Source organism: Acinetobacter sp. YH12086, assembly GCF_013419345.1.
In the GTDB taxonomy this organism is placed as follows: Bacteria; Pseudomonadota; Gammaproteobacteria; order Pseudomonadales; family Moraxellaceae; genus Acinetobacter; species Acinetobacter amyesii.
Window position 1 is genome coordinate 88,938 of record NZ_VPAF01000004.1, and the last position, 14,002, is coordinate 102,939.

At 40.5% G+C, this 14,002-nt stretch carries 12 protein-coding genes and 1 pseudogene; 4 read left to right on the forward strand and 9 right to left on the reverse strand.

Annotated features, from left to right (window positions below; translation table 11 throughout):
• Window positions 1-73: 73 nt before the first annotated feature.
• Window positions 74-814: a LytTR family DNA-binding domain-containing protein gene (locus FTU29_RS06325; RefSeq protein ID WP_078190465.1), complete on the reverse strand. Its 741-nt coding sequence runs from the start codon at window positions 812-814 to the stop codon at window positions 74-76.
• A 53-nt stretch (window positions 815-867) separates the two neighbouring features.
• A pseudogene (locus FTU29_RS06330) lies at window positions 868-2,021 on the reverse strand (sensor histidine kinase).
• On the opposite strand from FTU29_RS06330, the gene argH reads away from it, so the two are divergent.
• Together argH and FTU29_RS06340 are read left to right on the forward strand one after the other, a co-directional pair.
• On the forward strand, window positions 2,012-3,442 hold the full coding sequence (argH, locus tag FTU29_RS06335; protein ID WP_180120952.1) for an argininosuccinate lyase: 1,431 nt from the start codon (window positions 2,012-2,014) through the stop codon (window positions 3,440-3,442). The pseudogene FTU29_RS06330 and the gene argH overlap by 10 nt on opposite strands.
• Before the next feature lie 27 nt (window positions 3,443-3,469).
• Window positions 3,470-3,742, forward strand: coding sequence for an oxidative damage protection protein (locus FTU29_RS06340; RefSeq protein WP_180084384.1), 273 nt, complete (start codon window positions 3,470-3,472; stop codon window positions 3,740-3,742).
• Between the two features lie 912 nt (window positions 3,743-4,654).
• On the opposite strand, the gene pgsA is transcribed toward FTU29_RS06340, so the two are convergent.
• The 3 genes from pgsA to uvrC form a co-directional block, all read right to left on the reverse strand.
• A complete protein-coding gene (gene pgsA, locus FTU29_RS06345; protein ID WP_078190467.1) occupies window positions 4,655-5,242 on the reverse strand; it encodes a CDP-diacylglycerol--glycerol-3-phosphate 3-phosphatidyltransferase in 588 nt (195 codons plus the stop codon).
• A gap of 104 nt (window positions 5,243-5,346) precedes the next feature.
• Window positions 5,347-6,141, reverse strand: coding sequence for a thioesterase family protein (locus FTU29_RS06350; protein WP_180121162.1), 795 nt, complete (start codon window positions 6,139-6,141; stop codon window positions 5,347-5,349).
• 136 nt (window positions 6,142-6,277) lie between these two features.
• Complete coding sequence (gene uvrC / locus FTU29_RS06355) at window positions 6,278-8,077, reverse strand: excinuclease ABC subunit UvrC (protein ID WP_180120954.1); 1,800 nt, start codon at window positions 8,075-8,077, stop codon at window positions 6,278-6,280.
• Between the two features lie 178 nt (window positions 8,078-8,255).
• Here uvrC and FTU29_RS06360 point away from each other — a divergent pair, with 178 nt between their 5' ends.
• Window positions 8,256-9,302 carry an AAA family ATPase gene (locus FTU29_RS06360; protein WP_180120955.1) on the forward strand — a complete coding sequence of 349 codons (1,047 nt, stop codon included), beginning with the start codon at window positions 8,256-8,258 and terminating at the stop codon, window positions 9,300-9,302.
• Between the two features lie 26 nt (window positions 9,303-9,328).
• Here the strand turns inward: FTU29_RS06360 and FTU29_RS06365 are convergent, their stop codons facing one another.
• From FTU29_RS06365 to FTU29_RS06375, 3 genes are all read right to left on the reverse strand, one after another.
• Window positions 9,329-10,579, reverse strand: a complete 1,251-nt coding sequence (locus FTU29_RS06365; RefSeq protein WP_180120957.1) for a WG repeat-containing protein — start codon at window positions 10,577-10,579, stop codon at window positions 9,329-9,331.
• A gap of 47 nt (window positions 10,580-10,626) precedes the next feature.
• Window positions 10,627-11,037: a PH domain-containing protein gene (locus FTU29_RS06370; protein ID WP_180120959.1), complete on the reverse strand. Its 411-nt coding sequence runs from the start codon at window positions 11,035-11,037 to the stop codon at window positions 10,627-10,629.
• 181 nt (window positions 11,038-11,218) lie between these two features.
• Window positions 11,219-12,301 (reverse strand): diguanylate cyclase domain-containing protein, encoded by a 1,083-nt coding sequence (locus FTU29_RS06375; protein ID WP_180120973.1) that lies wholly within the window; start codon window positions 12,299-12,301, stop codon window positions 11,219-11,221.
• On the opposite strand from FTU29_RS06375, the gene FTU29_RS06380 reads away from it, so the two are divergent.
• Complete coding sequence (locus FTU29_RS06380) at window positions 12,300-12,530, forward strand: hypothetical protein (protein ID WP_180120975.1); 231 nt, start codon at window positions 12,300-12,302, stop codon at window positions 12,528-12,530. The two genes, FTU29_RS06375 and FTU29_RS06380, sit on opposite strands and share 2 nt — an antisense overlap.
• A 152-nt stretch (window positions 12,531-12,682) precedes the next feature.
• Here the strand turns inward: FTU29_RS06380 and lpxO are convergent, their stop codons facing one another.
• Window positions 12,683-13,597, reverse strand: a complete 915-nt coding sequence (lpxO, locus tag FTU29_RS06385; protein ID WP_111885964.1) for a lipid A hydroxylase LpxO — start codon at window positions 13,595-13,597, stop codon at window positions 12,683-12,685.
• Window positions 13,598-14,002 lie beyond the last annotated feature (405 nt).

The following is a 14,002-nucleotide window of genomic DNA, read 5'->3' on the forward strand; positions in this document are numbered from 1 at the left end:
GGGCTATTATTCTAAACTTAACTTGCTCAGTTGAAAATGCAAGCTTAATTCGCAATGTGCTTTGCCCCTTGCCCTATAATTTTTGTATTCGCTCACGTAAATTCGGTAAATGTCGACGGCTGACCGCCAAACGTTCTTCTAAATCTCGACAACGCACCTGATATTGCCCTGAGCTTACGACTTCTAAACCATCTAAAAAGCTCACAGACACCAAGGCATTACGATGGATGCGTATAAAGCGATCACCAAATTCATGCTCTAAATCTTTCAGCGTTTCATCAATGAGTACGCTGCCATTTTTGTGCCGAACAGTGACATATTTCTGATCTGCAAGAAAATAGTAAATATTTTCCACAGGTACCAACTCTACACCACGATAGGTCTTTGCCGCGATTTGATGGCGGCTGATTTTAATTTCGTCCATATTTTCTTTTTGTTTTATCGTGCTCAATTGAGCTTGGGTTAATTTAGTTAAATGATCTAAAACCTGCTGCAATTCCTGTTGCATAACTGGTTTTAGTAAATATCCCTCTGCATTCGATTTAAATGCATCAAGTGCATGATGATCATATGCAGTACAAAAAATAATAGCAGGCATGGGGTCTAATTCACGCAACAATTTCGCGCAAGTCAACCCATCCATTTCAGGCATTTGTATATCTAGTAAGATGACATCAGGCTCGAGGCTTTGAGCCAAGTCAATCGCTTGTTGACCATGTGAAGCTTTCGCAACCACTTGATGTCCAAGTTGAGTGACTAAACGTGACAATCGCTCTACTGCTAGAGGCTCATCATCACAGATTAGGATGTCCATTTCTCCTCCTTATCTCGTTAACATCATTTATTTTTATTGGTCAACTGAGATTTCTATTTATATTGATATTGCACCACAGTCGTATACATTCCCTCGCCTGCGTAGGTTTGAAAAGTGACATGCTGACCATAATATGCCTCAAGTCTCTGTTTCACGTTTTCGATGGCAATACCATTCCCCTGACGTAATTTAATTGTATCCTGTGTATAGGGATTTGTAATAACGATATTAATTTGATTTTGTAATATTTCAATCAATATATTTATCGTACTCTTTGTCAAAATCTTTTCAACTCCATGAAAAATACTATTTTCTAATAAAGGTTGTAAAGTTAATAGTGGAATTTGTACTTGAGCGTATTGTTCAATACCTTCTAGTTTCCACTCCACCTTAAGCCGATCACCTAAACGCATTTGTTCAATGGCCAAATAACGCTGACACAGATCGATCTCATCTTTGAGACTTACCAACTTCAATTCTTGAAAACTTGCACGGAACAATCGAGATAAATTCAGTAGCATTTGCTCCGCTTTATCTGGGTCAATCGCAATCAAGCTAATCACATTGTTTAAGCTATTAAATAAAAAATGTGGATGAATCCGAGCTTGCATAGCCTGAATGCGTGAGTTTAATTCACTATGATGTTGTCGACCCCACTGTTCTCTTAAATATAAATATCGAAAACAAAATGCCCCAAGTAATACCCCATAGCTCAGATTTAAAACAACACCAGCAGTTAAAACGTCTGCACTCAAACCAGCTAAACTGAAATTTTCACCAAAATAGATCAAAACATTTAAAGTTATGGTGGTGAATAACACCAAAGCTTGCAATAAAACAAACCCGCTAAACATGAGCATTTTCATGCTTAAACCACGCGTCTTGCTCTGCAATAGCTCTGAAAATGCAGCAAATGCCAATAAAATCCAGTTAATAAACAACACATGCTGCATGACACTGGAAACACTTAAGGCTTGCCACGAATGAGCTTGTGCCAAAGCCAAGACCAACGCCACAATATTACCCGCAAGAAAAAGCTCCCACAAATAATGCCAGCGGCCCATTTTTCTTGAAAATACAGAAATTGTCATAGGCCCAAACCTTGTCTAAAAGTTTGATCAACTTGCCCTTCGGCAACTGGGTTCGAATTTGCTATACTCTTGCTCAGTTCTATGCTTTTTATCTTATTGAGCCGACATGACCACATCTTCTAATTCCTCAAATCCGTCACAAGCCCAAACTTCAGGCATGTGGGGCGGTCGTTTTTCCGAAGCTACTGACGCTTTTGTTGCTGAATTTACAGCATCTGTACAGTTTGACCAACGCTTTTATAAACAAGATATTGCAGGTTCAATTGCACATGCAACCATGCTTGCAAAAGTCGGCGTTCTGACTGAACAAGAGCGTGACGATATTATTAATGGCTTAAACACCATTAAAGCAGAAATTGAAGCGGGTAACTTCGAATGGCGCATTGACCTAGAAGATGTGCACATGAATATTGAGTCACGCTTGACTCAACGTATCGGTATTACAGGTAAAAAACTACACACCGGTCGTAGTCGTAATGACCAAGTTGCAACCGATATCCGTCTGTATGTTCGCGACGAAATCGATGCGATTTTAGAATTATTGAAAAAATTACAAAAAGGCATCCTAGGCTTAGCGGCGAAAAATACCAATACCATCATGCCGGGCTTCACGCATTTACAAACTGCACAGCCAGTGACTTTTGGTCACCATTTAATGGCATGGTTTGAAATGCTGGTACGTGACTCAGAACGTTTAATTGACTGCCGTAAACGTGTAAATCGCCTACCTTTAGGCTCTGCTGCACTTGCAGGAACAACTTACCCGATCGACCGCGCATTCACTGCAGAATTACTAGGTTTCGAAGCTGTCGCTGAAAACTCTTTGGACGCTGTATCTGACCGTGATTTTGGTATTGAATTCAATGCTGCAGCATCACTCATCATGATGCATTTATCACGTATGTCAGAAGAAATGATTCTTTGGACATCGGCTCAGTTCAAATTTGTGAACATTCCTGACCGTTTCTGCACTGGCTCTTCAATCATGCCGCAAAAGAAAAACCCAGACGTTCCTGAGTTGATTCGTGGTAAAACTGGCCGTGTATATGGTGACTTGATGAGCCTATTGACCCTAATGAAAGGTCAACCTTTGGCATACAACAAAGACAACCAAGAAGATAAAGAACCACTATTCGATGCAATTGATACTGTTCGTGGCTCACTCATGGCATTTGCCGACATGATCCCTGCACTAGTGCCAAACATTGACATCATGCGTGAAGCAGCGCTGCGTGGCTTCTCAACTGCAACTGACCTTGCCGACTACCTCGTTAAAAATGGCGTGGCATTCCGTGATGCACATGAGATTGTGGGTAAAGCAGTTGCTCTCGGTGTTCAAGAAGGCAAAGATCTTTCAGAATTAACCCTTGAGCAACTTCAACAGTTCTCTGACTTGATTCAGGCCGATGTCTTCGAAAAAGCATTAACACTTGAAGCATCTGTCAATGCACGTAACCACATTGGTGGTACTGCACCTGCTCAAGTTGAAGCAGCAATTGAACGCGCACACGCACGTTTAGAAAAACTTTACGCATAACTTTTTCAAGTTAAATGGAGTATTGATATGTCTCGACAAGTTTTTTGCCGTAAATATCAGGCTGAAATGGAAGGTTTAGACTTTGCACCATTCCCGGGTGCGAAGGGACAAGAATTGTTTGATACGGTATCTAAACAAGCTTGGCAAGAATGGCTAAAACACCAAACAACATTAATCAACGAAAAGCGTTTGAATGTGTTTGAACCAGATGCAAAAAAGTTTCTTGAAGAACAGCGTGAAAAATTCTTCAGCAATGATGAATCTTTAGAAAAAGCCGAAGGCCTAAAGCCTGAGGCGTGATAAAGCGGAGCACTGCTCCGCCACGCCGCAAGACAAGCAGCTATGCTGTGCGTAGGCTTTAATTGAAAAGAATCTCCAATCTTGGGGATTCTTTTTTATTGCTCTAAAAATTACGCAAGACAAGCGAAGCGCGTAGCTTCAAATGTCATGAAGGAGTCCAAAGGGGCTCCTTTTTTTGTGCTTAGGAGTACTGCCACGCCGCAAGACAAGCAGCTATGCTGCGCGTAGGCTTTAATTGAAAAGAATCTCCAAATTTGGGGATTTTTTTTACTACTCTATAGATTACGCAAGACAAGCGAAGTGCGTAATTTCAAAATAAAGTCTGAAAGGACTCCTTTTTTTGCTTCGGAGCACTGCTATTTTCGCAAAACAAAGATGACGTCTGTGTAAGTTTTCATTCAGAAATGATCTTCATCATTGCTGAAATATCTTTTATCTATTGATCAATTTTATTTAAACTTAAATAAATGAATTTATTATTTAAATAATGTTAATTGTATTTTTTCCATAACATATATCGATTTTTATTGTTTAAATCCAAACAAAACCTACCAAAGTTATTGGCCAATTTGTATCAAAAATTATTAATGTAAATTTGTGATACATTTCTCAATAAAACACAACATTACACTACAATAAACTCCATGTATCTCTAAATCTGCTTTCCTATAATAGCAATCAAGAAGATGGAAACATCTTCCATAATAGCGATAAGTAACCCCGATTTTCCTTCCCAGATTTCCCCCAAAATCTGGGAATTTTTTTATCCAAAATTTGCGCTAACATCTCACATTTAACTTCAAGCTCTAATCAAATGAAGCGCTATTCAAACTAGTCAACCCCCTCAATTTTTTCTAAAAACTCGGCAATAAAAAAGCCCCGATCACGGAGCTTTTAATAACTTACTTTAAATCAAGGTTGCTTTAAATACGGCCATGCGGCTTTCAAATATATAAACATCGACCATAACGTTAAAACTACGGCTGTATAGAGCAATCCATACGCCAACATTTCTAGGGGTTGCCAATTTAGCAAGAACACTGAAATCGCAATCATCTGAAATGCTGTTTTATATTTACCAACGGTTGAAACCGCAACACTGGTACGTGCGCCTAATTCAGCCATCCACTCACGTAGCGCAGACACCGTGATTTCACGTGAAATAATTACAATCGCTGCAAAGGCCATCGAAATGGTCGGTTGCCATTGCACCAAGACGATCAACGCAGTTGCGACCATCAGTTTATCTGCAACAGGATCGAGAAAACGCCCAAATGCTGAAGTCTGATTTAAACTTCTCGCAAGGTAGCCATCAAACCAGTCCGTGACAGCTGCGATCACAAAAATAGCGGTCAGCAATATATGACGTGACATGCTTGCAGCATGCTCACCCACGCCCATTGCAGGTGGCCAATACGCCACCAACAAAAACACAGGAATTAAAGCAATTCGTGCCAATGTTAAAATATTAGGAATATTCAGGATTCGACCTGTTGTCATAGACACCCCAGTTTTCCCCTCATGCACGATGAAAATGCAGAATAATTTGAGGATTTATCCATCGTTAGTTGCACTCACTTTATACGAAATGCCCCGCAGTGTCACTAGGCAAACACCGTAACAGTCTGTCGCGCAATCGCAATCAACTGGTCATTTTCATCCCATAAATGAGCATATTCCGTAGCGTAACCATCCGCTGCATAATCGGTAAATACTTTATATTTAAACCAATTATGTAAGTTTGATTGCAAGGGATGCACATAGGTCAACGTCCACGTTAAAGAACTCGCAGGTGCCATGGTTTTGTACATAGGCAGCACGCCGGGCGGCCACATATCCATCGAGACCAGTAAATCAGCTACGGTCATCTTACGGTTATCGTGGCGTTCTGGATTAAAACGCATCCAACCACTAAAGTCAGGCTTTTGACTTGCTGTACACGGATACTGCCCATCTACCCAGGCCAAATCCATTTGCTGAAAGCACTGGGGTGCAAGTGGATGATGTTCGGCTATCTTTAAGCTGCTCACTTCAGGAAAATCGGGTGCTTGACGCTCCTGATTGACGACAATGCTTGATTCACGTGGAACACCAAAGCTCGCCAATAAAATGCTTTGTACGGCATCATCTTGCCAAATTCGAACTTCGATGGTGGTGACGGATTTGCCCTGTCTTAAAATTTCCGCACTTAAACGCACGGGCGCCAATTGTACTGGCCCAACAAAGGTCACATTACAACTGAGTAAACGTCGCTGCGGATCTGCAATGATGGCAACGGCTTTGTGCATCATCATGCCAGCCACTAAGCCGCCATAGATCGTACGCCCTTGCAACCATCCTTCTGGAATCTCAACCCATTCATTGTGTTCAATATGTTGATACAACTGTGCGAGTGACATCATCATCCCTGATCATTTTTTTGATTTTTATATCATTGTATAAAAATCGAATGATGTGAATGATTAGTGACTCATGCGTCAATGAGCATTTTGGCAAATTCAGAATTGACCCGTCATCGATTGGGGCTAGTTCACTCTATTCATGCAGAATTTTATAAATGGTACGTGCCATCACATCGCCTAAGCCCGGCACTAGTTTTAAATCATTTTCAGAAGCTTTGAGTACCCCCTGAATGCCACCAAAATGGGTCAACAGATCCCGACGACGTTTTGGCCCTAAGCCCGGAATCACCTCAAGTACCGATGAGCCGCGCTTTTTATCTCGTTTCGCTCGGTGTTTGGTAATGGCAAATCGGTGGGCTTCATCACGAACCTGTTGAATCAAATGCAGGGCTTTATGGTCTTCGGGCAATTGAATTTTTTCACCATCGGTAAAGTGCAAAGTTTCCAAACCTGGTTTACGCCCCTCACCTTTGGACACCCCGACCATAAAGGCATCGAGCTCGAGTTCTTGCATGACTTCCATCGCCATGTGTAATTGACCTTTTCCCCCGTCAATTAATAGCAAATCGGGCAACATATGCTTTTTATAGCGGCGGGTCAGTGCTTGACGCATTGCAGCATAATCATCGCCTTCGGTGATGTCATTGATGGAAAATTGGCGATAGTCGCGCTTTCTTGCACCTCCAGCATCAAACACCACACAAGACGCGATGGTTGCCTCACCCATGGTATGAGAAATATCAAAACACTCAATACTGTCAATCGGCCGCCCAACGACTTGCTCTAACTGATGAAAGCGCTCATTCAATTCAAAATGATCGGCCAATTTACCTTTAATGGCGTGCTGCACATTCATTTGTGCAAGCTCTTGCCACTCTGCACGGGTTTCACGCACTTTATGTTTGATTTGAATTTTTTTATCAAAGTGTTGATGTAGTGCATCTTCCATGTCTTTGCGATCTGGAATATCGACATTGATGATGAGTTCAGTTGGAATCTCATCTGCAACTTGAAAGTAGAAATTGGCAATGAAGTCCGAGAGCATTTGACCTAGATCATCACCCTGCATATCAGGGAAATAACTCTTTCCGCCGAGCATTTTGCCATTGCGCACATGCATGATTTGCACACAGGTCACACCGGCTTGATAAGCAATGGCAATGATATCTGCCTCGCCTTTGACTTTATAAATCGCTTGCTGAGTTTGCACATCACGTAGCAGTGCCATACGATCACGATAAAACACTGCCTTTTCAAACTCCAAAGCTTCTGCCGCAGCTTCCATTTTCCCAATCAGCTCTTGATTGAGCTCTTTGGTGTCGCCATGTAAGAACCGAATCGAGTTATTGACATCTTCTTTGTAATCTTCGGGTGAGATCAACCCCACACAAGGCGCGGAACAGCGCTTAATTTGGTATTGCAAGCATGGTCGTTTACGCTGCGAAAAATAGCTATTTTCACACTGACGCACATTAAACAATTTTTGCAGCACCACCAAAGTATCACGCGCGTTATAAGCACTCGGATAAGGCCCAAAAAACTTACCAGCTTGATGCTTACCTTTCCCACGTCCTGCGGCAATTCGTGGATAGGGTTTATCGGCAGAGATAAAAATATAAACATAAGACTTATCATCACGCAGCATGATGTTATACGGTGGACGATGCAGCTTAATCAGGTTTTGTTCGAGCAATAGGGCTTCCGTTTCAGAACGCACCACCAAGGTTTCAATATCATAAATACGGGCGACCAAGGCTTGCGTCTTGGGATGCTCAATGGTTTTCACAAAATAACTCGACACACGATTTTTTAAATTCTTTGCTTTACCCACGTACAGCAACTCACCATCTTTACCCAGCATGCGGTAAACACCGGGTAGAGTCGTCATATTGGCAAGAATTTTTTCAATATGTTCGCGTGCGTTTTCGTTCACTTTTGCCTTGTTCCGTCTTCGATATTGCTCTTTGACATGATGTGATGCTTTTACCTACATTTTCAAGCAATCCCGCAAATTTATTGTTGCTCATAGCAATGATCTGATTGCTAAAAGCTATTAATGCAAAATTCTAAATTTGCTATGCTCGAAACATCACGCTTTAGGAACATGATGCATGACGAACGCCAATCCCGCCATCCATGTCGTACACCCGACAACTTCGACGCAGAGCACTGCTGAAAAAAACCGTTTGATGGGTAAGCCGCGTTTTCATTTTGAACCGCATGACGTTATGCAACGCCTAAAGCAACGGATCATTGGACAAGAAGCAGCATTAGACGAAATTGAAAAAATGCTGCATGTGGTCAAGGCTGATTTTTCCAGTCCTGAACGACCGCTCTCCGTAACCTTAATGCTTGGACCGACAGGTGTTGGTAAAACCGAAACTGTGCGTTTAATCAGTGAAGTGATTTATGGCCGACCTAATGCCTTTTGCCGTATTGATATGAACACGCTCGCACAGGAACATTATGCGGCTGCCATTACTGGTGCGCCTCCGGGCTATGTCGGCTCGAAAGAAGGCCATAGTTTATTTGATGAAGTTGCCATTGCAGGTAGTCATACCCGACCGGGCATCGTGCTTTTTGATGAACTGGAAAAAGCGTCAACCGAAGTTCTTCGCGGCTTAATGAATGTGCTGGATAGCGGAAAATTAACCCTAACCTCAGGTACAAAAACCATCGACTTTCGTAATTGTATGATCTTTATGACCAGCAATGTCGGTGCACAAGCGGCACAGCAATATCTAGATAAGTTAAATTTTTTACCCGAAAAAATACAGAAGGTTTGTCTCAAAAGCGTGCCGGTCAGCAGCATTATTGAAAAAGTCATGCAACGTAAATTCGACCCTGAATTTATTAACCGTATTGATCGTGTATTGCAATATCAACCCGTTCAAAATTATGCCTTGCCCCGTTTGGTGGAGATTGAACTGGAAAAACTTAATCAACGCCTACAACATCAAAAACGCAGTATCAAACTCACAGATGCAGCCAAAGCACATTTTTATCAGAACCATGATATTCGTTATGGCGCACGACATTTAGCACGAAAAATACGGGTTGAACTTGAACCTATTGTGGCGGTGTATTTTTTACAATATTCTGAGAAAAATAGTCTCCAATTAGATTTTCAAAATCAAAAATTTATGGTCATCGAATAATTTTTTATAAAACCCTACCTCAGGATTTATTGCCAATATTCCACGCCATGCTGGTCTATAAATCCTGAATTAATATCACATCCTTTCTCTTTAAAAACATAAAGTAAACCTGATTCGTCAAAATTCCCAAAATGCATAGCATATTTAAAATCAATTACGCGCTGTCCTTCTTGATCCATAAAAGCATAAGGCTTTTCTAAGCTGTATTTAACTAACGTACATAGTGCTCCGTGATAATCCATAAATACATCTGTACAGCCTAAAGAGGCTTTCATTACTCCATTTTCATCTATATATGTTGCTTGCTGATCTATAGATACTGCGCAGCGTTGTTGCCGAAATCCGTAATCACTCAACTCATCGAATTGATGTTCAATCTGCAATTTAACTCCTGAATCATCCACTTTATAAAAGCCCCATTTCTTTTTATATTGAGTCGCAATTAATGCCCGTCTACCTGTGGGAATAAGATTGAGATTTTCATTACTCAAAAAGTTCAGCTGATGAACTTTAGTTTCTTTGGTCTTTAAAACAACTTGACCACTTTTATTAATAAATTCTAGGTATTTAGTCCGTTGAATCAAACTATAGCCAAATGCACAAAGCTCCGCATGTTTGAGCTGATCAGCAATGATTTCTCCCATTGAATTAATCACAGAAAAATATTGTTGTTTACCCTTCCCAAAGCTCACTACAGCAATGCCATCACAAAAATGACTAGCATTGCTAAACTGCGCAGAAATCACTTCCTGCCCGGTTTCATCCGAAACAAAACCATAAAGATTACCTTGATTTGGAACATAGCGTTTAAAACATCGCAAGCCGGACTGTTCTTCACCAAGATATTGATATTGTGCATGAATAGTCCAATGTCCATTGACATCTACCACACCCCAGATTGAACCTAAATTTTTTCGAGCAATACTCACAATTGCACGATGATTACTGAATGGGTGAATTTTTGAAAACTGCATAGAAATCAACTGTTGATTTGAGTAATCTACAAACCCCCAGCTTCCATCATCAGACTGCACACCAATGAGTTCTTGACTGTCATAATCTACTGCTAAATATTGTGGTTCTATTTCAACAATTTGACCATTTTCATAATAGATCCACCCATAGCGTTTATGCTCATTTAAAGTAAAACACAACCAACCTTGATTGAATTTGAAAGGTTTGAGTATTTGGAAATATTTACATTCAATAAGAAAATTCAGCTCAACATCAACAATGCCAAATTTCTGATTTTTATGATAAGGAATTATTGGAGTCATTTTTATTCCCTTGTATTTCAAATATTTTCATATCAAATTAATTTAATCTATTTATATATACCTAAGGCCTTCAAAAAATACTGTTGATCTTTGGGTGAAACCATGACGAATTTGCGTTGTCCATCCTGTATATATTCGATTTTTAACCGTTTAATGGAAAGTGCCGGTGCCGCAGACAAATCCTGACTTGCACTGATGCGTTGGATATCCTGCAAAGGAATCTGCCAACGTAGAAACATGCTACGGATGTTTAATTCTGTAGCGGAAATTTGATAACGTGTATTGAATATTGGCCACCACAGCAGTAATACCGTTAAAATATACACCGCGGTATGAAGAGGATATTGTTGCATCGTGCCTTTGGCATGCATGGTGAGTAATAATTGAATGAGTAAACCGCTCATACAAACAATAAACGCCACCACCCACCAATCTTTTTTTGAACGAAAAACTTGCATCTTATCCCCCATCAACTGCTTTTATTCTATACAAGATTTTGAAGGATGCATCTGCTATTTCAGCTTTTATTTTTGCAGGAAATAAGCGTATTTATCACATTATTTTCAAGAATATAGAGATCCATTTAGCTCAAGTTTCGCTATTCCTCTATTGTTATTTTTGGCTTTCTTTACGCTCGAATCACGCTTCTTTCGACATAGGTTGTTCCTGCAAACGTTTATAATTCTTTTTCTCTTGATACATTTTAGCATCGGCTTGTTGTACCAAGCTCATGGCATCTACATAGCCTTGTTGATGGTCTGTTTGGCACAGCCCAATACTTAAACTTAAGCCTGCTTCCATTTCAGCCACCGCTTCTAATAAACGAGGGATAAAACTCGCTTCCACATGCTTTTCACTGCAACCAGACAAGACCAAACAAAATTCGTCTCCGCCATAACGGAAGCAATGATCATCTAAACGTGCAACCGACTTTATGGCCGCAGCAACCGTTTGTAGTACCTGATCTCCACGTGGATGACCTTGTTCATCATTGATCTTTTTAAAATCATTGATATCAATAAACACTACTGTTACAGGTTCATGATTACGCTGTGCGGTATATAAAATACTGGTCAATAAGGTCGATAAATGCCGGACATTTAAGAGTCCTGTTAATGGATCACGCTGTGAAAGTTCTTCCATTTCTTGTGCACGAAACTCTAGCGCATGCGCATACTGTTCCATTTTTTCACGGGAGATCTTCACCTCATTAATCAAACTCCATACATAGGTTTCCACCACCAATGTGGTGTCGAACATAAAGAGCTTTTCCAAGGTGTTAATAATCCGCTGATATTGTTCCGTATCATTAAAGGTTCGCTGAATTAAGCGAAACAACATGGTCTTTAGGGTATGCACCGCAGAGAGATACAACTTCGGCTCTACACCTATGCGCTTATGAACCAAACCAATCCGTAAACGGTTATTCACATAAGCGCTGTCATAGCACCCGGAAAATAAGTCCAATAAATACTGGTGCTGCGCGCGTTGCAAACGCTTCAAGGTATCAAGATCACCAATCAATGTTGCAATTTCTGGAATTGAGGTCTGATTTTCATAAAATTCATCGACCATACTGTCGAGGATCGGCGCCACAATTCCACCAATCGAAGCCAGTTCCGCCAGCTCTAAATCAGTCAAGCCAAGCAACTGTTTACGTCGTTCTATATCTTGCATCGAAATATGCATTTGATGCATCAATGTTTGGTTGGTTGCTTTCATGAATTGGATACCCTTCCCGCCAAATCAATCCCTTCAAGCGTTTACACTGAGTTTCTATGCAGTAGGTCTTCATGCCTGCATGCAAAGCTTCCACCGTTTTCACCCTTGGGTTTTGGCTATCATTGATGATGACGCTTTTCTTTCAGCTCAACGGTTTTGCATGGGCTTAAGTTCGGACGTCAACATCATATTCCTCGTCTATTGGCTCATTTTTTCTGGCTTATTCTGATTCTGGCTTATTCTGGCTAACACTATTTCTGCTTTTGCTGATTTGCTCTGCATGATTATTTTTATTCTGCTTGCACGATAACTGATATTTCGCTGACTGTCAGCATAAAAAAACGCCCCTAAGGGCGCATTTTTTCAATATTTATTCTACTTTTAAAATAAATATGGACGTATAAAAATCAGGAAGAACAACCCCAACATTAGGAACCACTTTAAAAAGTAATACAGTGAACGATTGGTTTTTTTCAAGGCTTTGGCTTTTATGCGAATTTGATAGACATAGCCAAATACTTTATTTAAACCACCTGTTTTATCACCGCTTTCATTCGGTGAACTTGCAGCAGTCATGACATTTTTACCAAACCAATGGTTAAAAGCTTCCATCCACTTCGACTTTAATGGCCGTTCAACGTCTGCAAAGAAAATGATCCGGTTCTGATCCGTTTTATTTTCAGCATAGTGAATATAGGTTTCATCAAACACCACACTCTCGCCGTCACGCCATGAGTACCGCTGACCATCGACATCAATAAAACAGCGGTCGTCATTGGGCGTCAATAAGCCCAAGTGATAACGCAATGAACCGGCATAGGGATCTCGATGACGGACTAAACGACTGTCGGGCGCCAACTCAGTAAACATCGCGGCTTTAATAGTAGGTAAATTTTTTAACAAGGCCGTAGTTTTTGGGCAAAGTTCAGCAGCCGAAGGATGAGCTGAGTCATACCATTTTAAATAAAAGCGTTTCCAACCGGTTTTAAAGAATGAGTTAAATCCAAGGTCATCATAAGTACTCGATGCTTTGATACCCCCTTTTTCATACAAGGCCTTGGCTTCATCACGAATCATTTCCCAGTTTTCATCTAAGACTTTTAAATCTTTAAAATGCTGCGTGTCGATATAAGGTTGACTCGGCACTTTTGAAAACATGTACATGAGAAAATTGATCGGTGCGAGCAATGTCGAATGATCAAAAAACTGACGATAAAATGAATGACGGACTTTACCGCGTTGCTGAATATAAAACGCAGAAATGACAAAGACCGCCAGGATAATCCACTTAATCATATGAGGACCTGGTGCTAATAAGCATTGTGCTTAATGAAAAATTAACTTTTGAGAACGCGGCGAGTATAGCATAGTGCTCAGTGATGCCTAAATAAGCAGCATAGAACACTGTGTCTCAGCAAAGATGGATGACAATGTTAAAAGTGAATTGACCATTCTGCCGAAAAATACACTTGCTTTTTTCTTGAATTTTTCATTCGCATCTCAATCTATAGCTTACATTTATAAAAAAATGTGAACTGAAACATAAGCTTCAACATATTTAATTAGAGCGATAGCGTTTAAAGGCAGACCCGAAGGCTATTTCCAAAAGAAATTTTGATGACCCTAGCGTCACGGCTTGATACAACTTGTTATGTTCTTTTTAGATATAGTTATCGTAAGATTAGCGAGGCATAAAGTGTA

Bases quoted from the DNA above. Each gene is read 5' to 3' on its own strand.
- FTU29_RS06325 (WP_078190465.1), bottom strand. From the start codon at position 814: ATGGACATCCTAATCTGTGATGATGAGCCTCTAGCAGTAGAGCGATTG.
- argH (WP_180120952.1), top strand. From the start codon at position 2,012: ATGACCACATCTTCTAATTCCTCAAATCCGTCACAAGCCCAAACTTCA.
- FTU29_RS06340 (WP_180084384.1), top strand. From the start codon at position 3,470: ATGTCTCGACAAGTTTTTTGCCGTAAATATCAGGCTGAAATGGAAGGT.
- pgsA (WP_078190467.1), bottom strand. From the start codon at position 5,242: ATGACAACAGGTCGAATCCTGAATATTCCTAATATTTTAACATTGGCA.
- FTU29_RS06350 (WP_180121162.1), bottom strand. From the start codon at position 6,141: ATGTCACTCGCACAGTTGTATCAACATATTGAACACAATGAATGGGTT.
- FTU29_RS06360 (WP_180120955.1), top strand. From the start codon at position 8,256: ATGACGAACGCCAATCCCGCCATCCATGTCGTACACCCGACAACTTCG.
- FTU29_RS06365 (WP_180120957.1), bottom strand. From the start codon at position 10,579: ATGACTCCAATAATTCCTTATCATAAAAATCAGAAATTTGGCATTGTT.
- FTU29_RS06370 (WP_180120959.1), bottom strand. From the start codon at position 11,037: ATGCAAGTTTTTCGTTCAAAAAAAGATTGGTGGGTGGTGGCGTTTATT.
- FTU29_RS06380 (WP_180120975.1), top strand. From the start codon at position 12,300: ATGAATTGGATACCCTTCCCGCCAAATCAATCCCTTCAAGCGTTTACA.
- FTU29_RS06375 (WP_180120973.1), bottom strand. From the start codon at position 12,301: ATGAAAGCAACCAACCAAACATTGATGCATCAAATGCATATTTCGATG.
- lpxO (WP_111885964.1), bottom strand. From the start codon at position 13,597: ATGATTAAGTGGATTATCCTGGCGGTCTTTGTCATTTCTGCGTTTTAT.